Origin of the sequence: Catenulispora sp. EB89 (assembly GCF_041261445.1) — a bacterium.
GTDB lineage: Bacteria > Actinomycetota > Actinomycetes > Streptomycetales > Catenulisporaceae > Catenulispora.
The window spans coordinates 178,907-198,277 of record NZ_JBGCCU010000018.1 but is presented as its reverse complement, the minus strand read 5'-3'; the positions used below and the strand labels follow the sequence as shown (position 1 = coordinate 198,277).

Below are 19,371 nucleotides of genomic sequence, written 5' to 3'. Positions count from 1 at the left end.
GATGTCGGTATCCCGCCGCGACCTCGCCCAAGCCCACGCGTTCGGCGTCGGCCGCCTGCTGTCCGCGCTGCTGCGCGGCGATCCGGACGAAGCACATCCCGCCACCCGCCGCATGATCGGCGGCACCGTGGGCAGCCTCGGCCTGGCTCTTCTGGGCACCCTGGGGATCGGAGTCTACGGCGCCTCCCACCCCCAGGACAGCGCCGCCTGGCGCACTCCCGGCGCGATCATCCAGGTCCGCGAGACCGGTGAACGCCTTGTGCTGATCGGCGGCGTCCTGCATCCCGTCCTCAACTTCACCTCGGCGCGGCTGCTGGCCGGGAGTACGCCTTCGATCGTGGCCGTCGGCCGATCAGCACTCGACGGTACGCCGCGCGGCCTGCCGGTCGGCCTGCCCGGCGCTCCGGACGGAGTCCCGGCCCCGGATCAGCTGGTCACCGGGCCCTGGAGCGTGTGCGCTGAACCCGGCGCGGGCGGCGTTCCGGCGGCGACCATGTTCGTCGGCGCGCAGCCCGGCGGCCTCACCGTCGACGCCGGCCACGCGCTCGTGGTCTCGGCTCCCGACGGCACGCTCTACCTGGTGTGGAACGGGACACGGCTGCGCGTCCCGGCCCCGCACGCCCTCATCGCCCTGGGCTATCCGGCCGGCCTGGCACCACGGCCGGTGGAGGCGACCTGGCTGGACTCGGTGCCGCAGGGTCCTGACCTGTCGGCGCCGTCGTCGCCGTCCGGCACCGTCGCGGTCCTCGGACGCAAAGGCGTCGCCGTCGGCACCGTCTTCGCCATCGCCGGAACCGGCGCCACCCCGGACTACTACGTCGCGCGCCACGACGGCCTGGCCCCGATCAGCCAGACGGACGCGCTGCTGACGGCGTTCCAGAACAACACGCGCATCGACGACTCCGCGACCCGCGCACAGCTCGCCGCCGAACCGCGCATCATCGCCGGCGTTTCGGTCCCCGGCCATCCGCCGACGCCGGTGCCGCTCCAGGACGGCCCGGTCGCCACGTGCTCCGAGGTCTGGGCCGCCGACTCGCCGCCGGCGGTCGTCCTCGCCGCGTCGCAGGGATCCGCTTCCCAGCCGCGGATCCGGGTCACGGGCGGCCACGGCGCCCTCGTCCGGGCCGAACCGGCGCCGGGCGTCACGACCGGCACGCTGTACCTGATCACCGACACCGGCCTGAAGTACCCGCTGCCGGACCTGGACGTCGCGGGCCGGCTCGGCTACGCCGGCGTGACCCCGACCGCGGTGCCCACGCGGATCCTGGCCCTGATCCCGACCGGCACGACGCTGGACCCGGCCGCGGCGGCCGCCTACCATGACCCCTCCTCGACCGGGACCACACAGTGACCACCATCTTGTTCCGACGCCCCGCACGGCTGCCCGCGCCGCCGATCCCGGCCGGCGACATCGCGCTGGTTCCGCCGCCGGCCGTGGCCGAGAACGACGGCGACGCGATGGGCTCCGCGCTCCAGTTCCTGCCGATGGGCTTGGGCTCTCTGGGCTCGGTGATGATGTTCACCAGCCGCGGCGCCAGCCCGCAAGGCATGCTCGGCGGCGGCATGCTGGGTTTGTCGTCGATCGGCATGGGCGTGGCACAGTTCGGCCAGCGCGGCGGCCAGCGCAAGCGCAAAGTCGCCGGCGAGCGCCGCGACTATCTCCGCTACCTGGACCAGTTGCGCAAGCAGGTCGGGCAGGCGGCGGCCGCGCAGCGTGCGGCGCTGTGCTGGACGCTGCCCGATCCGGCCACGCTGTGGCAGATCGCTGATTCACCGCGGCTGTGGGAGCGGCAGGCCGGGGACGAGGACTTCGGCGACGTGCGGGTGGCCACCGGCCGGCAGCGGCTCGCGGTCCGGTTGGAGCCGCCGGAGACCAAGCCGTTCGAGGATCTGGATCCGCTGTGTTCGGTGGCGCTCCGGCGGTTCATCCGCGCGCATTCGTCGGTCGGGGACCTGCCGCTGGGCATCTCCACGACCGCGTTCGGCCGGATCGCGCTGACCGGTGACCGGGACGCCGCGCGGGGTCTGGCGCGGGCGATGGTCGCGCATCTGGCGACGTTGCAGGGTCCTGATGATCTGGTGGTCGCCGCGGGCTTTCCTGCGGGGTCGCTCCCGGAGTGGGACTGGATCAAGTGGCTCCCGCACTCGGCACACCCTGAATCGCGCGACGCGGCCGGACCGCTGCGGCTCATCACGGACGGCGCCGGCCTGGACCATCTGGTCTCCGGGTTTCTGCGCGGTCGTGGCGGCTGGGGTTCGGCGTACACCGGGCCGCACGTGCTGATCGTGGTCGACGGCGACAGCCCCGCGGCCGGTGCGCTGCGCGGATTCGCGGGCGTGACAGTGCTCGACGTCTCCGGCACGGTTCCGGACTCCGGCGTGCCCTCGTTGCGTTTGGACGTTTCGACGGACGCCCTGTGCACGGTCGGTACCGACCCCTCCGGCGAACCGGTGCGGACGAAGATCGGTGCGCCCGACAGCCTGACCCGCACCGAAGCCCGCGCCGTCGCGCGCACGCTGGCCCGGTTCCGCCTGCCCGCCGCGGGCGGCCCGCCGGCCGCGGCCGGGCCGGTGGGATTCAGTGCCCTGCTGGGCATCGGGGACCCGCGCCGGCTGGACCCGCTGCGCGCCTGGCGGCCCCGGCCGCCGGCCGACCGGTTGCGGGTACCGATCGGCGTGGACGAGCACGGCGCCGCGGTCTGTCTGGACATCAAGGAGTCGGCGCAGGGCGGCTTCGGACCGCACGGCCTGGTCGTCGGCGCTACCGGTTCGGGCAAGAGCGAGCTGCTGCGCACGCTGGTCCTGGGGTTGGCCGCGACACATTCCTCGGCCGAGTTGAACCTGGTGCTCGTCGACTTCAAGGGCGGCGCGACGTTCGCCGGGCTCGCCGACCTCCCGCACACCGCCGCGGTCATCACGAACCTGGCCGACGAGCTGACGCTGGTGGACCGGATGCGCGACGCGCTGCACGGCGAGATGGTACGGCGCCAGGAACTGCTCCGGGCCGCCGGGAACTTCGCCTCGCTGCTCGACTACGAGCAGGCGCGGGCGCGCGGCGCGGCGCTGGAGGCGTTGCCGTCGTTGTTCATCGTGGTCGACGAGTTCAGCGAGCTGCTGTCGAGCCGGCCGGACTTCTCCGAGCTGTTCGTGATGATCGGGCGACTTGGACGGTCGCTCGGGGTGCACCTGCTGTTGGCGTCGCAGAGGCTTGAGGAAGGACGGCTGCGCGGCCTGGAGACCCACCTGTCCTACCGGATCGGGCTGCGCACGTTCTCCGCCTCGGAGAGTCGGCTGGTGCTCGGCGTCGGCGACGCCTACGAGCTGCCGCGCGACCCGGGGCACGGGTATCTGAAGTTCGACACGCAGTCCATGGTCCGGTTCAGGGCGGCGTACGTGTCAGGGCCCTACACCGCGCAGACCGTCACCTCCGGCGGTCCGGCGACGACGCGGGCCCGGGTCGTGACGTTCTCGGCACGCAACGGCGCGCCGACGGCCGAAGCCGACCCGGTCCGCGAATCCCCAGTACATCAGGACTCTGATGGAACGACCGTCCTGGACCTGGTGGTGGCCGCGCTCAAGGGCAAGGGCCCGGCGCCGCACCGGGTGTGGCTGCCGCCGCTGGACGCGCCGTACGCGCTGGACACCCTGCTGCAGTCCGCCACCGGGGACCTGACCGGGCTGCGGGCGCCGGTCGGCGTCGTGGACCTGCCGTTCGAACAACGGCGGGATCTGTTGTGGGCGGATCTGTCCGCGCACGCCGGGCACGTGGGGATCGCCGGCGCGCCGCAGACCGGCAAGAGCACGCTTGTCCGTACCCTGATGGCGGCGCTGGCCGCGACACACTCGCCCCGGGACGTCCAGTTCTACTGTCTGGACCTGGGTGGCTCGCTCGCGTCGCTGAGCGGCCTGCCGCACGTCGGCGGCATCGCGGGCCGGCTGGACGGCGACCGGGTGCGGCGGACCGTCGCGGAGGTCGGCGCCGTCCTCACGGCACGCGAGGCAGCCTTCGCCCGCGCCGGCGTGGACTCGATCGCGACCTACCGTGCCCGCCGGGCGGCCGGTGAGTTCGCCGACGACGCGTTCGGCGACGTGTTCCTTGTCGTGGACGGATGGTTGACGCTGCGGCAGGAGTACGAGGATCTGGAGCAGACGGTGACGAATCTGGCGGCGCGCGGCCTCGGGTACGGCGTGCACGTGGTCGTCACCGCCGCAAAATGGTCCGAGCTGCGGCCGTCGTTGCGGGACGTCCTCGGAACGCGGTTCGAGCTGCGGCTCGGCGACCCCATGGATTCGACGGTGGGCCGCCAGGCTGCGGCCGCCGTGCCCGCCGGGCGTCCCGGCCGCGGTCTGACCGCGGAGGGCCGGCACTTCCTCGCGGCGCTGCCTCGACTGGACGGTGTCGGCGGAGTCGACGCCCTGGCCGAGGGCACCGCGAAGCTGGTCGCCGAGATCGGCGGGATCTGGCCCGCGGCGGCGGCGCCGGAAGTCAGGATGCTGCCGGACCGGCTGCCCTGGCGGGTGCTGCCGCCGGCCACGGCGCTCGGCCGGATACCGTTCGCGGTGAGCGAGGAGACGCTGGCGCCGCTGGAGCTGGCGTTCGACCGCGATCCGCACCTGTTGGTCATCGGCGACACCGAAGCCGGCAAGACCAATCTCCTGCGCCTGATCATCGGCGAGATCTGCCGGACGTACTCGCCGGAGCAGGCCCGGCTGGTCGTCGCCGACTACCGCCGGGGCCTGACGGACGCGGCAACGCCGGCGCACCTGCTCGGACACGCGGCGTCCGGGAAGGCGCTGGCGGGCTTCGTGCCGCAGATCGCGCAGGCGATGCGGGAGCGGCTCGACGACCCCGGCGCCGGCAGCGGTCCGGGCCGGCGGCCGGACCTGTTCGTGATCGTCGACGACCACGACCTGACGGCCACCGGCGCCGACAACCCGCTGGCGGCGCTGGCCGACCTGCTGCCGCAGGCCCGCGACACCGGGCTGCACCTGATCGTGGCCCGGCGGGCCGGCGGCGCGGCCCGGGCGATGTTCGAGCCGGTGATCGCGCGGCTGAAGGAGACCGGGAGCCCGCTGGTGCTGATGTCGTGCCCGAAGGAGGAGGGCGCGATGTTCACCGGGATCAAGCCGCGGCCGCTGCCGGCGGGCCGGGCGCAGTACGTGACGCGCGGTGCCGGGCTGCGGCTGGTGCAGACGGCGGTTCACGAGGGGGCTGGACAGTGAGGCCGGTGAGCGCGGCGGACGTGGTCGGGACCGGCTTGGCGGGTGCCGCGGGCATGGACGACCTGTTGGACGAGCGGTCCGCGCTCCGGGACCAGTCCGTGGTCTCGGCGGCGGCGAGGCTGCGGGCGGCGCTTGCGGACGAGGTCGTGACGGGTGCCGCCGAGGCGGCACCGGAGCCGGGCGGGATGACGGACGCGCAGACTCCGGCAGGCGGGTTCACCGCGTCGGCTTCGAGCGGGACCCTGGCCGGCGGCGCGGGCTCGGGGGGATGGAGCCGCGCGGCGTCGTCAGGCGGTGCGGGACCGGGCGGCGCGCCGGCGACGGTGACCGCGTCCGTCTCCGGGACCGGCGAGCTGCGGGACGTCGCCATCTCGCCGGAGGCGCACGCGTTGCCCGCGCAGCGGCTCAGCTCTCTGATCAAGGCGGCGATCGCGGACGCCCGGCGGAACGCGGCACTGCGGTGGCGCGACCGGCTGGAGGCGGAGCTCGGCACGGATCTGCCCGCTGTCGGCGGCGACGCCATCGGCGGCCTGCTCCGGGAGGACGGGAATGGCTGAGCCCACGACGCCGATCGACGACGCGTCAGCCCGGCTGCTGATGACGATGCTGGAGTCGGCAGCCCGGAACATGCGGTCCTGGCTGGCCGAACGCCACCGCGGCAGCAGCAGCGACGGCGAGGTCACTGTGGAGGTCGGGCCGACCGGCGTGCTGCTGGCGCTGACGATCGACGAACAGGCCCGGCGGCGGCTGGACGCGCGGACGCTGGGCGACCGGGTGGTGGCGGCGGTGCGAGCGGCGGAGGCTGCCGAGCGAATGGCTTATGCGCGGCGCTTTCCGGGGCGGTCGAGGTAAAAGCCGGCGGCAGGTCGGCCAAAGTATCGCCGCACCTTCCGCCCCAGCCCAGTCGCCGAATCAGCGCCGTACCAAAAGCTCCTTCGTCCGCCCGTCCCTCGCGGGTCGCTGATTGCGCGGCGGTCGGCGACGACCGGTCCGCCGTGGCCGTTTCAGCTCGACCGTCCCGAGCTGAAGTTCGCCGCCCTCGCCCTCGTGCCCCCTCGCGCGCCGGGCCTTCCGCCCGGCCGCAGCCGCCGCCCACGCCCCGAGCACGATCCCGCCCGCCGCCGCGGCGAACCCCGCCGCGCCCGACGAGATCGCCGCGGGCCGCCGTGCGAACGCTCCAGCCGGCGCCGATCCGGGGCTCACGACGGCCGTTCGCACCGCCTTCCCCTCCTCCGGCAGCACCGCCGTCACCGCCGAATAGGGGTCCACGATCCCCCACCCGAGCGCCGCCCCCGGGAGTGCTCCGGCCGGATGGTCCGCCGTCGCCTCGATCCGGTGCCGCACCTGTTCCGGCGACAGCCCCGGGTGGTAGGCCCGCACCAGCGCCACCACCCCGCTCACGAACGGCGCGGCGAAGCTCGTACCGTCGACGAGCACGTCCCCCGAGCCCCTGGCCAGGCTCGCCACCTGCACCCCGGGCGCCGCGACCCCGACATAGTCGCCGGTCTCGGAGAACTGCGCGACCGCGTCGTCCGGCCCCGTCGCCGCGACCGCGATGACACCGGGATACGCGGCCGGGTAGGTCCGCGGATCGCCGCCCTGCTGCTGGTTCCCCGCCGCGGCCACGATGACCGCGCCGCGCGCCTGCGCGTACTCGACGGCGGCGCGCAGCTCGGGGGTGGACGTGAGGGAGACCAGCGAGGTGTTGATGACCCCGGCCCCGAGGTCGGCCGCCCGGCGGATCGCGGTCGCGAGCGTCCCGGCGGTGCCGTCGCTGTCGCCGATGCTCTGCCGCACCGGGATGATGCGAGCGCCCGGCGCGACGCCGGCGAAGCCGGTCCCGGCGGCGGGCTGTGCCGCGATGATGCCGGCGACCGCCGTGCCGTGGCCGTGGCAGTCGAGCGTGCCCACCCCGGCCGTGCCGATCACGTCCGCGCCGGCGTCCACGTGCCCGGACAGCTGCGGGACGCTCGCGTCGACTCCGGTGTCGATCACCGCGACCTTGACTCCGTCGCCGCGGGTCAGAGGCCAGACCCGGGAGAAGTCGAGCCTGGTCTGGGCCCAGGGAACGGCGGCCGAGGCGGAGACGGCGGTAAGCGCGGAAGCGGCGTCCGGGCAGGTCTGCGGCGTGGGGGTGGCGGCGCCGGCGGAAGTGGCGGCCGCCGCGTACGGCAGGGTGCTGAGTATCAGGACGCCGGCGGCGGATGCGGCGCGCCTCACGACGGCATCAGGATGCCGAGTGCCGTGCGCGTCATCGCATCGGAGACCTTCGGGCAGGTGAATCCGAGCCCTGCCATGTGCGCGACGAACTCCGGTTCCGGCGCGAGGCCGTAGTTCCGGACGTAGTAGGTGAGCGCGTCGTTCCAGATCCAGGTGCCGTCGGTCCGGAAGCCGATCGGCACCACGGGCCCGAGGTCCGGGTCCCGGACGTCGGCGTGCTGTTCGGTGGTGGACATCAGCGAGGCTCCGCCGTCGAGATGGCGGAGCAGGAGTTCGCGGGTTTCCGCGTCGACCGTCGGGTGCCCGGGGTCGAAGATCCCGGCGCCGGCCGCGTCGGCACCGTCGAAGACGCGGGCGATGCGGATGGTCGGGCCGGTGGCGTCGGCACCAGCCTCGGCGTCGGTATCAGCGTCGGTATCAGCGTCGGCGTCCCGGTCGCCGCCGCCGTCTTCGGCCCGACCGGCGCCGGCGAGCAGCCACGCGGGTGCCTGACCGCCGGATTCCTCGAAGATCTCCACTTCTCGCTGGTAGTCCCCGGTAGACGACGCCTCCGGGAACACCGGCTCGTCGTGCCCGAACGTCGCTTCGAACGGCCCGTCCGCCCACAACCGGAAGTCCACGCCGAACCACGAGACCAGCGGCGGCACGTCTCCCAGCTCGCGCAGCTCGCGGAAGAGCCGCAGGACGTCGTCGGTCAGCGTCCACGGCCGCATGGCACCGTCCAGGTGCACGACGCGCGCGACCCCCTCCAGCCGGTCGCCCAGCGCGGCACAGCGCACCATGACCGCCGACCAGTCGGCCGGCAGGGTCGCGACCAGCACGTCCGCGATCCGGCCCAGCACCAGGCGGCGGTTCTCGGCCAGCTCGAAGGCGTCGAGCGGCTGTGGTGCGGCATCCGCCATGGCGCTGCTCCCGGCATCGTCAATGATCATCGGTCACTCCCAGTATCGCAGCGAGCCATCGCGGCACCCGCGGCTCGGCGGCGCCGAACACGGCGCCGACGTCGTCCAGATAGACCTCGGGCGGCAGCGGCGGCGTCCAGCCCGGGTCGGCTTCGAAGTTCTCGGCGTAGAGGAAGCCGGGTCCGTCCCACTGCGAGTCCAGCGTCAGCCGGGCGGAGTACCAGGTACCGATCCCGGGCTCGAAGGCCTGCCGCCGCAGCGCGCGGAACAGCGGCGCCAGCCCCGGCGGCGGGTCCACGGCCGGGGTGGAGCCGTCGGGCATGATCACCGTGAGCTGGTACTCCTCGACCTGGCGCACCATCCGGACGACCAGGTCGAGCCGGCGCCAGCCGAGGATGGGCACTCCGGCGCGGAGCAGGTCCACCGCCTTCTCGGGCGAGGCTTCCCCGGCGGTGACAGGGGACTGATGCAGGTTGTCCGCACCGATGGTCATTCGTCGTCCTCCTGCTCCTGCTCGCGCCGCCGCTTGGTCCCGAGCACCGGCGCCGGGCCGGGATCCGGCCGGGGTCCGACAGGAGCGGGCAGGTTCGGGAACGTGCGGATCAGCACGGCGTTCTTCGGCGAAGTACCCTCATCCTTGAACTCCAGCACCGTCCGGGTCGTCAGATAGCTCGGGGTCGTCGGGTGCGACGCGGGTCCGTAGTCGGACCGCCAGTTGGCGAGCACCTCGTAGCTGAGCACTTTCACTTTGGGTAGGCCTTGCAAGGCTGCGAGGTGGTTCTCCTGATGGAACCACGCGCCGGTGCTGTTCTCCAGGCCGAATTGCGGGTGGTAGTTCACGAGTTCCTTCGGCCCGCCGGACTTCGCGTCGACGATGTGTCCGCCTGCGTACCCCGCGCCCGGGAAGCGCTGGTGCAGGCCGATGTCGAAGAGCTCGCCCACGCCGAAGGGCTTCGGTTCGACGGTGAAGTCGACTTTGCCCATCGTCCGTTCGGTGAGGACGTCCAGGTCTTCGGCGGAGACCGGAGGTTCGCGTTTGCTGAGAACGTCGCGAATCTCCCGTTCCGCCGCGCTCTTGTACTCCTCCGCAGTGAGATTCTTCGCGTCGGCGGCCGTCTGCGCGTCAGCGATGACGGCCTTCACTTGATCGTCAGAAACGTTGCGAATCTGCAGTTTGGCCGACTTCGCATTGGCCTTCTTCGCCGGCGGTGCCGTTTCGGCGTCCCCCTCAGCCTCCGCCTCCCCCAGCGAGAGCTTCCTGATGAGAGCAGCCATGTTCGTCTCGTTGATCTTCGCCGGGAGAGACTCCTTGATCACGCTCGTCGCAACACTCTTCTTGGCATCATAGGAGGCGAGATAGACGGTCGCCTGCGCGGCTTTGCGGGCACGTTCCAGTATCTCCGGGAGGGATTCGTCCCGGTAAGGCGTCCGCAACCGCTGCCTGGCACCTTCCACCGCGGTCCTCGATTTCGCCAGACCGATGTGGCCGGCGTGCAATTGAAGAACGGAGTGGCGCTCCCCCGCTTCCTTGGGCAGGCCGCCGCGTTCGTCCCTGACGTAGGACGGTGAGCCATACGCGTTCGTGTGGTAGGTGATCCGATTGTTGACCCGGTAGACCGTGTCGGGCTTGACCGCGGTGTAGAAGCGATTCAGTCCTGCGTCCTTTATCCCGAGTTCGGGGTTGACGCGGGTCTTCGACTTGATGTCGCTCCAGGTGTCGACGTGGGTGATCCGGACCGGTTCCGCGGAGGTCCAGAACTTCGACGTGGACTTCTTGTTGTCCTTCGTGGTGGTCTGCTCGACGATGTAGCAGGTGTTGGGCCGAAGCGATTCCGGAGACTTGTGTTGCAGGTCTATGAAAGCCTTGACATCGTGGATCTCTTTCTTCTCCCCCGGGGTCCCCCGCACCGGATCTATGGTGAGTTTCTCGTCCTCGCCGCTCCAGCGAGCTGTGACTACCTCGTCGTGCGCGGGTACGTTCCAGGTGCGCTCAGGGATCGGCTTGCCTTCGGCGTCCGTCCGGAAATCATGGTCGCCGAATTCGTCGTGGAAGCGGTAATGGACGCCGCCGAGGAGATAGTGCGCGTCGGGCAGGGTGGCGATTTCCGCCTCCGCTCCCGCCGCATCCCTTTTGATGGGGATCTTGGGGGTGTGGATCCGGGCGTGGGTGACATTCCCGTCGGCACCCGTCCAGAACTCGTCGGTCTCCGTACGACCTTCCCGGGTGACCTTGTAGTGCGTGAAGGGGTGGAGCGGGCCGGCCTTTTCTTCGAACTTGTCGGTGGGCTCGAAGTCTTTGACGACGGTCTGCCCGGACCGGGGTGCCTGCCAGCCGTCGGCCGTGGGTGGCGCGGCGATCCGGACGGCGCCGGGCGCCCCGGCCATCTGGATGACACCGTGCGCCGTAAGGGGGGTGTCAGGGGCGGAGGCCGCCGGGCCCGATCGTGCCGGGTCGGCGGGAAAGAGCGGGGCCAGCTCCTTGATCGCCTGATGCAGTTCACTGCCGGGGTGTGTGCCGTTGACGACGTCTTCGAGGGCTCCCCTGGCCCGGAGCATCTTCACGAGCTCCACACCGACTTCGATGTGCCTGCCCGCACGATCGGTGTCGGTGGCTCCCGTGTTCCGTCCGGGGTTGAGGCGGTCGTGGTTCTTCGAGACGTGCTGACGCAGCCGCTTGACGGCATGGCGCGCAGTCTCGGAGGCGTCGGGAAGAAGGGCCTTGACCCCGTTGTCGCCGCGAGCACCCCGAACAGCCGCGGCGGCCCAGGCCACCGGGCCGGCGTGCGGATCGTCGGCGAGACCGATCGGGGCGTCGTCGGGCTCGAAGGTGCGCCAGGTGCCGTCCACGGACGTGCGGACCACCATGGTGCCGTCCCGTGCGACGTGCACGCTGGTGACGTAGACATCGCCGGTGGAAGTGGACACGGCGGTGTCGCTCGGTGCGACGACCCGGACGCGGAGCTCGCGGGCGAGCTGCCGGCCGAAGCCGTCGTCGCTCGCCCCGGTCTTGCACGAGTGCAGACGGATCGCCTGCTTGCCGTCCCAGCCGGAGGCGCGGATGACGAGCGCGAGCTCCTTGGGCGACATATCGTCGTGCCCGGCCCGGACGAAGTCGGGGTTGCCGTGCAGGGCGACCAGGAACTGGTCGCGGGGGGCGCCGGTCTTGGAGTACTTGGTGAGGTCCGCGAAGATGCTGCTCTCGTGCTTGTCGGCGGGGTCGCCCAGCAGGAGCCCGGTCTCGATCTTGTGCACGTAGCTCTTGCCGAACGCGGCGAGCTCGGCCTCGGAGCCGAACGCCTGATCGCGGCGGACGGCGTCCTGCGGCAACCGCGGCTCGTTCATTCTCTCCCGCACGCTGTTCTCGAGGTATTCCAGCCGGGTGGCCGCGGTCCGCCGGAACCGGGATTCTGTGAACGCTCGGCGCGTAGCGGGGTCGGCCTCGCCGAGGAAGTGGTCCAGCGTCGCGTTGAGGCGCAGGATCAGGGCGGCGTGGAGCGCCGTGTCGCGCAGGAGCTCCACGTTCACGTCCAGCGAGACGAGGATCGAGTCGACTTCGTCGGGCAGCTCACGGGCGCCGCCGCCGGGTTCCACGTCCTTGAGCAACCGCCAGCCACGACGCAAGTCCTCGACCTCCTGCTTGAGGTCCTTGGCGGCAAGTCGGAACCCGGATCCGGCCACCCGCTTGCGGTAGGCGTCGGTCGCGCGGTCGAGGTGCTCCAGCGGGTCCGTGGACTCGAGGGTCTCCTCGGTCGGTTCCGACAGGCGCAGCAGTTCATCGGTGAGGCCACGGGCCGGGCCGTCGCGGAGCGCGCCGAGGGTACGGTCGAAGGGGGCGGCCAGATCGTGGAGCGGGCCCAGGGCCTGGATGTCGGCGCGGGGGACGATCGTGCGCAGGGCGGCGCCGAGTTCGGGGTTCTCGCGGAGGGTCAGGCCGGTGTCGGATTGGAACCCGGCCAGCTCGTCAAGGAGGTCGGGGAGGGGGATCTTGTCCTTGAGCACCCGGTTCGCGAGCGCGTCCCAGGCCTCGGCCCGACGGGTGGTGGCTTCGGGGGGTTGGTCGGCGCCGCCGGGACGGCGGACTGCTCTGCCTGCGGCTTCGAAGGCTTCGAGTTGTTGTGCGGTGAGCGAATGGCCCAAGAAGGTGGGTGCGGCAGCCGGGCGGGCGGCGGGATCGGCGGACGGGGCGGCGACGGGGTCGGTAGTGGGGGTGTCGGTGGCCTCCGCGGTCGGGGTGTCGGTGGCCTCCGCGACCGGGGTGTCGATGGCCTCCGCGACCGGGGTGTCGATGGCCTCCGCGACCGGGGTGTCGATGGCCTCCGCGGTCGGCGTGTCGGTGGCCTCGGCGGTCGGTGCCTCCGCAGGAGGGCGCGAGGCTTCATCGGCGGGGGCAGGCAGAGCCGGTTCAGGCACCGCACGCGGCACTTCCTCGGCAACCGTGTGCGGCGCGTCTTCGGCGGCCGGGGCCGTTGCGAGAACCGGTGCGCGGTCGGTGTTCGCCGGTCCGGCGGTCTTGTCTGTCTTGACAGTCGTGTCCGTGTCGGCAAGCGGCCGGCCGAACCCTGACAATCGATCCCGCTGATCCTTGCTCAGCGTCCCGGAACCCCCCTCGTCCAGCTCGCTCCGCACCAGCCCCGCCAGATGCTCCGGTCTGAGCTCGTACCGCAGTGACACGTTCTTGCGCAGCTGTGCCGCGATCGCGGCCGCCTTGGCGACGCGTCGTTCGTTCCAGCCGCGCGCCGGGTTGTCCGGGTACAGCATCTTGAGGACCGCCTGGACGTCCGCCGCCGACGGCTTCGGCGTCTCCGTCACCGGAGCGGCAGGCACCACCAGCTCGCGGCGTGCGGCCTGTTCCGCCAGATCGGCGCGCAGTCGCGCGATCTGCTCCGGGCTCAGGCCGTGGTCGGCGAGGTCGTCGTCCGTGACGCGGTCCAGTGCCTTGCCCAGCATGCCGCGGAAGACATCCTTCTCCTCGGCGGGATTGATGCCGTCGAGGACGAATGCGTCGTCGCCACGCTCGGCGAAGACGGCATGCACGTCTGCGAGTTGCTTGGCGAGCTTGGTCATGCCGTCCGGTTCCGGATCACCGGCCGCCGCCTTGAACGCGCCGTACTTCATCCGAACGGCGTCGTTCGCCGAGACCATGCGCAGGCCCCCGACCTCCACCGGCGGCTCGTACGTGGGCAGCAGCGGTGTGGACGTCATGTCGACCTTCGTCGAGAAGCCGCCGCGGCGCACGGTGAGTTCGGCGCCGGACTGGCTCGGCTTCACCGTCACGGTGTAGCCGGCTTCTGTCAGGGCTCTGCGGACATCGTTCACCGCGTCGTCGCTGAAGTCGTGAGTGACCTCGTGGCCGCCGGTCGCGATCAGGTCGATGTCGTCGGTGCGGCGGTAGATGAGCCCGTACCGGGCCATCGCGCGGCTGCCGCCCAAGACCAGGCCGTGGCGGGCCGCGACGGCGCCCAGGGCACGTTCGGCGATGTCGTCCTTGGCGGACTCGATGACGTCTTGCGGGTCGGTGTGTTCGGGGTCGATGTGTTCGGGCTCGGTCAGCGTGTCAGAACGCGGCTCGGGGCCCATTGCGGTGCGCGGCTCGGGGCGCGGGCTGGTCTGCGGCTCGCGGCGTGAGGCATTCTCGCGATTCGGCGGGGAAGCCACAGGATTCTGATTCGCCCCGCGAGGCGCTTCGATGATCGGCGGCTGCACGACCGGCTCCGGCAGCCGTTCGTCACCGAGCACGGCGCGGGTCGGTACGTCCGGCCGCAGAGCCTGGTCCACGGGCCGGTTCTCAGGTGTTTGCGACGTGACGCCGGCGGCCGAGGGCTGCGACGAATCGTCCTGGAGCAAGGTGCCCGGTGTCCGGCCACGCAGCTGGTCGACGAGGCCCACGACACCGTCGCGAGCGCCGGTCTGAGCCTTCCGCTGCTCAAGGGCCGCCTCGAATCGCGCCTTCTGATCGGCGGTGAGCGGCGTGTTGTCGTCGACGCCGAAGAGCGCGCGGGCGGCTGCCTCGTGCGACATGCGGGGGCCGGTCGGCATGTCGCCGGATCGGTCGGGAGACGGTGCCGGCGCATGGGTGGCTTCGGCGGCCGGTTCGTGCTCAGGCGCTGTCGAGCCGGTCGGCGGCGAAGTGGCCGGGGAAGGCTCGGCGCGCTGTTCGTGAACCGGCTGTGTAACAGGTTCGTGGCCGGAATCATCGCCGACTGGCAATGGCCGCGACAGCGGGTCGCCCAGGAAATGGCCCGCGGGCCGATAGTGTGCGCCGCCGTTGAGGGCACTGAGAATGTCCGGCGCCGATGCCGCCGGCGCGATCGGTTCCGCCGACGGCTCGCCATCCGTTTCCCGCGGCTGATGTCCGGATTCCACCGGTCCGCCGCCCACTGCCGGCCGGTCCACAACCGGTTCGCCCGACGGCTCCGTCGGACCGCCGCCCGCCGCGGGCGGCTGCCCATCCGGTTCGTCCCGCCGATCCGGCCCATCCGGCCCGTCCGGCCGCGGTGCCTCGCCCCGCGCTGCATCGACCGCCGGTACCTCGGCCCCCGGTACCTCGCCCGCCCCGGGAATCCGATCGTCCGCAACGTGCACCGTCCGCTGACTGAAGCGCTCGTGCGCCGCGCCGCCGATCCCGCCCAGCGCGGCGTCCAGCAGCCCGTGCCCGTCGATCGCCTGCCCCGTTGCGACATCCGTCAGCAGCGTGGACCCCACACCGATCGCCGCGTTGCTCGCGACCTTCCCGAACGGCTTGTTCAGCGCGCTGCGCAACGCCGGAGTGTGCTCCGCCGCCTTGCCGAGCACGCCGCCGAGCGCGCCGGCGAACGCCCCGGATATCGCGGCGCCCTCGGCCGTCTTGCCGACTTCGCCCCAGTCGATCGACGTCCGATGTCCCTGAGCCTCCTCGATCCCCTGCGCGAGCAGGTCCAGAGCTGTCATCTGCACGGTCATCTTCAACGCCGCCTTGAACGCGGCCTTCAGCACCGCCTCCAGCAGTTCGCGGACGACCAGCCGGGTCGCCGCGACCTCCCCGGCGATCGACAGCTCCGACAGGCCGAAGGTCAGCGGCGCCAGCGACTGCGCGATCGCGATCTCCACCGCGAGGATCACCAGCTGGCCGATGATCTCGATCCGCGAGGTCTCGACCTCGTCGGCGAAGCCGTCCAGTTCCTGGCCGATGTCCTGGCACTGCTTCACCAGACCATCGAGAATGGCCGGCTGGTCACCCTGCGGCTGGGTGAACATGTTCCAGAACTTGGTGAACGCCTCTGAGGCGGTGCCGCCGTACGACGATGCCGCCTTCTTCGCCGCGGTGTCCGCGTCGGCGAACGCCGGCTGCAGGGCCGTCGCAGCATCGGTCCACGCCTGGCCCGCCGCCCGCAGCGCCTGCTCGTCGCCGTCCGGCCACTCCTGCCCGCACACGATCGCCAGCAGCCACTGGACGGGGGCGGGAACCTCGGTCGTCACGCGCCAGCCTCCTCGCCGACCCCCACCGAGCGCGCACGCCTGATCGCCTGGGTCTCCGCACCGCCGTAGTTGCCGGTCACCGAACGCAGGCTCTTGGCGATCTCGTCGAACCGGTCGCCGATGGTCTTCAGCTGCTCGAACATCCCGTCCCGCTGTGCCTTGTAGCCGTTCGCGCCTTCGGCGAAGCCCTTGCCGAGGGAGTCCGTCCCCCATGGTTCGCCCGATGCTTCGAGCGTCGTCTGCAGTGTCTGCGCGGCCTTGCGGACGGCGTCCACGGCGCTGTCGAAGCCACCCGCCGCCGTCGTCAGCCCGGCCGGATCGACGACGTACCCGCCCGAGCCGTCAGTACCCTGATGGGGCGCGGGGGCCGTCGGGCCGGTCGTCGGCACCGACGGTGCGGACGGCGGAGGGGTCGGCGCTACGTGCGGCGGCGCGGTGGGAGCGTGGGAGCCCGGCGGCTCCTCCGCCGGCCTAGCCACGGCCGATGACCGGCGGCGGCGCGCTGGTGTCGGCGCCCCAGATGTCCTGGTCCTCCGGGATCCACGACTGGCGCTGACGCTCCTCGCCGTCCTTGCCCGCGCCGTGCCCCATGCCGCCCATCCCGCCGGGGTACCCCATGCCCGCGGCACCGTTCGCCCCGCCGTTCGCCCCGGCCGCGTCCCGGGGGGTGATCGCACCCGATGACGCGCCGCCCGGCCCCGCACCGAGCGCACCGAGCGCACCGGCCGCGCCGGCGCCGCCGAGCGGGCCCAACCCGTCCGGGCCGCCGAACGCCGACGAGCCGCCGCCGAGCCCGGTCCCGGACGCGGGCTGGAAGTCGGCGAGCTTCGTGGACGGGTCGAGGCCGAAGGGCAGCCCGGTGCTTGGGTCGATCCCCGTGTAGCCAGGCAGTTTCGGGTCGACGCCCGAGGCCGGCACGGTAACGCCCGGGGCACCCGGTATATCGACTCCGGGTACTGCGATCCCGGGGCCGCCGGACACGTCGATTCCGGGCATCCCCATCCCCGGCACGTCCGCACCGGGACCGCCCGGCACGTCCACCCCGCCGATCGGCCCGACCGGGCTGATCGGCATGCTCCTCGGGTCGATCCCGGCTCCCGGCGGAACGGCCCCGTCGGGCAGCTTGCCGAACGCGTCGGCCGGGGCGATCGGCAGGTCTGCGGGGGTCCCGCCGAAGGTGTCCTTGCCCTCCATCCGGAGCGGGCTGGAAGGCTGGCCGTCGGCGGGACCCGCCGGGCCCTGGGCCGGCGCCGGCGGATTCGGCAGTCCGTCCTTGATGTCCCGGTAGTCCCGCGCCAGCTTGGTGAAGATCGCGCGCACCCCGGCGTCGTCCCCGCCGAACTTGTACTCATCCGGCCCGCCGCCGCCGTCCCGATAGTTGCTCGCCTCGATCTTCGACATCTGCGGCGGAGGCTTGCTCGGGACCTCTTTGAACTTGCCGTCGTAGGCGCTCAGCGCCGCCTTGACCACGTCCTTCACCGAGGCGAAGGACTGCCAGAAACTGCGGTACGTCGGGTCCTTGGCCTGCTTGGCGATGTTGTCCAGCTCGGTCGCGAGGTTTTCCAGCTGCTGCCCGTAGGTGTCGGAGCCGGGCCCGGTCCACACGGTCTTCAGCTGGTCCCGCTGCTTGCGCAGGTCGGCGGCGAGGTTGGTGAACCCCTGGAACACCGAGTCCCACAGGTTCTGCGCCGTGGCCACAGACCCGAGATCGATGCTCTGTAGCCGGTCGTGCACGTCCTGGTAGCTGTAGTTCGCGTACGCGGGATTGTCAGCCATGCCCCGGGAATCCTTCTCTCATCTCACCAGACCGACGCCTTGCCGGCGTCCTTCGGAATCAGGGCACTGTTGTCGGTGAGCCCCTTCGTGATGTCGTCGGCCTTGGCCGAGTCGGCGTCGGCCAGGCTCTCGTAGTTCTGGCCGATCTTCAGCGTCGCCTTGCGCAGCGCGTCGAACTGGCCGTGCACGACCTGAATGTTCTTCACGAACGTGTCGCGCTCGCCCTCATAGGCCTTAACCAAGTCCGTGGCCTCGCTGAAGTCGCCGATCTTCGGCTCGTACTTCGCGTCCTTCAGATCGGCGACCATCTTGTCCAGCACGCCGTTCAGGTCGTCGAGGTAGTCCGCGACGTCCTTGAACGTCTGCTCCGGCGGCACCGTGAGCTCGTTATAGCCCGGCACGGCGGGCGGCGTGGCAGCCATCTACGCGGTCAGGTTCTCCCAGTGCATGGTGTTGGCGTGCTCGGTGAGCTTGTGGTCGTTCGTGATGTTCTGCAACGTGGTGATGGCGTTGCCGAGGATGTCGTGCATCCGGTTCACCGCGGTGTCCCACTTGAGCTGCGCCACCTGGTAGGCGGTGCGCGCGTTGCCCTCCCACTCCGCCAGCGAGCCGCCGACGTTGGTGTTCAGGGACTCGATGGAGGCGCGCAGCTTCGCCAGCGCCTGCTCCATGTCCGCCGCGGCCTGCTCCATGCCGTGGAAGTTGACGTAGACCGAGCCGTCGCCGCTCATGTCAGGGTTCTCCGTATCTTTGCTGGGATCGAGGGTTGATATGGCTCAGTACGGCTCAGCCGTTGAGCTGCGCGGCGAACCCGCCGACGCTGTCGGTGGTGACGGAGACGTTGACGTTGTAGCGCTTCAGCGTCGCCGCCAGCGTCTCCTCGATCTCGCGCAGGGCGGACAGGACGGTGGCGAACTCGGTGTCCCACTGGCCCATGGCGGTCATGAAGACGTTCGCGGCGTCGCTGCGCCAGGAGGGGGCGAGTTCGTTCATCTGGTTCTGGAGCGTGCCGCGGATGGACTCCGCGGACGCGGCGGCGTTCGCGAGCTCCGTCACCGCGTGGGCCATCGCCGCGCTGTTGACGGCGGAGACGCCCGGGTTGCCGGCCGGTGTCGACATCGAGTGGTCCTTTCAGTGCTTCGGTCGGACGACCATCCTGGGGTTGCGGCACCCGACGTGTCAGGAGCCTTATGGGCACGGTTGGAGCCGGGCAGGTGCCCGAACTTCCCGCCGCCGCCAGGTCTAGATGAGGCCTTCGCGGATCGCGAGGGCGACGGCGTGCGTCCGATTGCGGACGTCGAGGCGCACGGTGAGGTCGTAGACGATGTTCTTCACGGTGCGTTCGGAGTAGGCGAGCCGGACGGCGACCTCGGCCGTGCTCAGCCCCTCGGCGAGAAGCCGCAGAACCGCGGCCTCGCGCGGGGTCAGGCGTCCGCGCCCGGGCTCCACCGGCAGGGCCGGTCCGTGTTCGATGATCTCGGAGAGCTCCCGGGCGAGGTCGTCGAAGTCCGCGTCGGACCCGCCGACCACCGCCACGCCGCGCCGGGCGGCGACAGTGCGCAACGCCGGCCGGACGCGGCCGGTCGCCAGCACCACCGGAACGGCACCGGCGACCAGGGCGTCGACCCCGACGAGCACGCCCTCGTCGGCGTCACCGACCGCGATCACCACCACCACACCGGGCCCGACCCGGTCGACCAGCCCGGCGCGCGGGACGGCACGCAGCAGTTCCACGACGCCGGCCCGGGTGATCGGGTCGGCGGTGTGGATCGCCACGGGCGTCGAGTCAGGCGTT

The 19,371-nt window shown here is 71.7% G+C and carries 14 protein-coding genes; 4 read left to right on the top strand and 10 right to left on the bottom strand.

Going from position 1 to position 19,371, the window contains the following annotated elements; all coding sequences use genetic code 11:
* The first annotated feature begins 1 nt into the window (after position 1).
* Genes eccB through ABH920_RS32540 form a run of 4 tightly spaced genes read left to right on the top strand, consistent with a single transcriptional unit; the run spans position 2 to position 6,075 of the window.
* On the top strand, positions 2 to 1,351 hold the full coding sequence (gene eccB / locus ABH920_RS32555; protein ID WP_370353053.1) for a type VII secretion protein EccB: 1,350 nt from the start codon (positions 2 to 4) through the stop codon (positions 1,349 to 1,351).
* On the top strand, positions 1,348 to 5,223 hold the full coding sequence (eccCa, locus tag ABH920_RS32550) for a type VII secretion protein EccCa (protein WP_370353052.1): 3,876 nt from the start codon (positions 1,348 to 1,350) through the stop codon (positions 5,221 to 5,223). Before eccB ends, eccCa begins: the two co-directional genes overlap by 4 nt.
* 5 nt (positions 5,224 to 5,228) lie before the next feature.
* A complete protein-coding gene (locus tag ABH920_RS32545; RefSeq protein WP_370353051.1) occupies positions 5,229 to 5,780 on the top strand; it encodes a YbaB/EbfC family nucleoid-associated protein in 552 nt (183 codons plus the stop codon).
* Positions 5,773 to 6,075, top strand: a complete 303-nt coding sequence (locus ABH920_RS32540; protein ID WP_370353050.1) for a YbaB/EbfC family nucleoid-associated protein — start codon at positions 5,773 to 5,775, stop codon at positions 6,073 to 6,075. The genes ABH920_RS32545 and ABH920_RS32540 overlap by 8 nt, the downstream gene beginning before the upstream one ends.
* Positions 6,076 to 6,135: 60 nt before the next feature.
* On the opposite strand, the gene mycP is transcribed toward ABH920_RS32540, so the two are convergent.
* The 10 genes from mycP to ABH920_RS32490 all read right to left on the bottom strand — a co-directional run bounded on the left by mycP (position 6,136) and on the right by ABH920_RS32490 (position 19,352).
* Positions 6,136 to 7,443, bottom strand: coding sequence for a type VII secretion-associated serine protease mycosin (gene mycP / locus ABH920_RS32535; RefSeq protein ID WP_370353048.1), 1,308 nt, complete (start codon positions 7,441 to 7,443; stop codon positions 6,136 to 6,138).
* Positions 7,440 to 8,375 carry a hypothetical protein gene (locus ABH920_RS32530; RefSeq protein ID WP_370353047.1) on the bottom strand — a complete coding sequence of 312 codons (936 nt, stop codon included), beginning with the start codon at positions 8,373 to 8,375 and terminating at the stop codon, positions 7,440 to 7,442. Before ABH920_RS32530 ends, mycP begins: the two co-directional genes overlap by 4 nt.
* On the bottom strand, positions 8,365 to 8,838 hold the full coding sequence (locus tag ABH920_RS32525; protein ID WP_370353046.1) for a hypothetical protein: 474 nt from the start codon (positions 8,836 to 8,838) through the stop codon (positions 8,365 to 8,367). The genes ABH920_RS32530 and ABH920_RS32525 overlap by 11 nt, the downstream gene beginning before the upstream one ends.
* Entirely contained in the window at positions 8,835 to 15,800 is a 6,966-nt protein-coding gene (locus ABH920_RS32520; RefSeq protein ID WP_370353045.1) for a hypothetical protein, read from the bottom strand. Before ABH920_RS32520 ends, ABH920_RS32525 begins: the two co-directional genes overlap by 4 nt.
* Positions 15,797 to 16,189: a WXG100 family type VII secretion target gene (locus tag ABH920_RS32515; protein WP_370353044.1), complete on the bottom strand. Its 393-nt coding sequence runs from the start codon at positions 16,187 to 16,189 to the stop codon at positions 15,797 to 15,799. Before ABH920_RS32515 ends, ABH920_RS32520 begins: the two co-directional genes overlap by 4 nt.
* A gap of 82 nt (positions 16,190 to 16,271) precedes the next feature.
* A complete protein-coding gene (locus tag ABH920_RS32510; protein ID WP_370353043.1) occupies positions 16,272 to 17,576 on the bottom strand; it encodes a WXG100 family type VII secretion target in 1,305 nt (434 codons plus the stop codon).
* 23 nt (positions 17,577 to 17,599) lie between these two features.
* Positions 17,600 to 17,998 (bottom strand): hypothetical protein, encoded by a 399-nt coding sequence (locus ABH920_RS32505; protein WP_370353042.1) that lies wholly within the window; start codon positions 17,996 to 17,998, stop codon positions 17,600 to 17,602.
* The gene (locus ABH920_RS32500) at positions 17,999 to 18,307 is read right to left on the bottom strand and encodes a WXG100 family type VII secretion target (RefSeq protein WP_370353041.1); all 309 of its coding nucleotides are present in this window, start codon (positions 18,305 to 18,307) and stop codon (positions 17,999 to 18,001) included. It lies immediately after the preceding gene.
* 55 nt (positions 18,308 to 18,362) lie between these two features.
* Positions 18,363 to 18,695 carry a WXG100 family type VII secretion target gene (locus ABH920_RS32495; RefSeq protein ID WP_370353040.1) on the bottom strand — a complete coding sequence of 111 codons (333 nt, stop codon included), beginning with the start codon at positions 18,693 to 18,695 and terminating at the stop codon, positions 18,363 to 18,365.
* Between the two features lie 123 nt (positions 18,696 to 18,818).
* The gene (locus ABH920_RS32490; RefSeq protein ID WP_370353039.1) at positions 18,819 to 19,352 is read right to left on the bottom strand and encodes a LuxR C-terminal-related transcriptional regulator; all 534 of its coding nucleotides are present in this window, start codon (positions 19,350 to 19,352) and stop codon (positions 18,819 to 18,821) included.
* Positions 19,353 to 19,371 lie beyond the last annotated feature (19 nt).

What these genes read in the sequence shown, in the direction of transcription:
- ABH920_RS32510 (WP_370353043.1), bottom strand. Translation starts at nt 17,576, where the DNA reads ATGGCTGACAATCCCGCGTACGCGAACTACAGCTACCAGGACGTGCAC.
- ABH920_RS32540 (WP_370353050.1), top strand. Translation starts at nt 5,773, where the DNA reads ATGGCTGAGCCCACGACGCCGATCGACGACGCGTCAGCCCGGCTGCTG.
- eccB (WP_370353053.1), top strand. Translation starts at nt 2, where the DNA reads ATGTCGGTATCCCGCCGCGACCTCGCCCAAGCCCACGCGTTCGGCGTC.
- ABH920_RS32495 (WP_370353040.1), bottom strand. Translation starts at nt 18,695, where the DNA reads ATGTCGACACCGGCCGGCAACCCGGGCGTCTCCGCCGTCAACAGCGCG.
- ABH920_RS32505 (WP_370353042.1), bottom strand. Translation starts at nt 17,998, where the DNA reads ATGGCTGCCACGCCGCCCGCCGTGCCGGGCTATAACGAGCTCACGGTG.
- ABH920_RS32525 (WP_370353046.1), bottom strand. Translation starts at nt 8,838, where the DNA reads ATGACCATCGGTGCGGACAACCTGCATCAGTCCCCTGTCACCGCCGGG.
- ABH920_RS32500 (WP_370353041.1), bottom strand. Translation starts at nt 18,307, where the DNA reads ATGAGCGGCGACGGCTCGGTCTACGTCAACTTCCACGGCATGGAGCAG.
- ABH920_RS32530 (WP_370353047.1), bottom strand. Translation starts at nt 8,375, where the DNA reads ATGATCATTGACGATGCCGGGAGCAGCGCCATGGCGGATGCCGCACCA.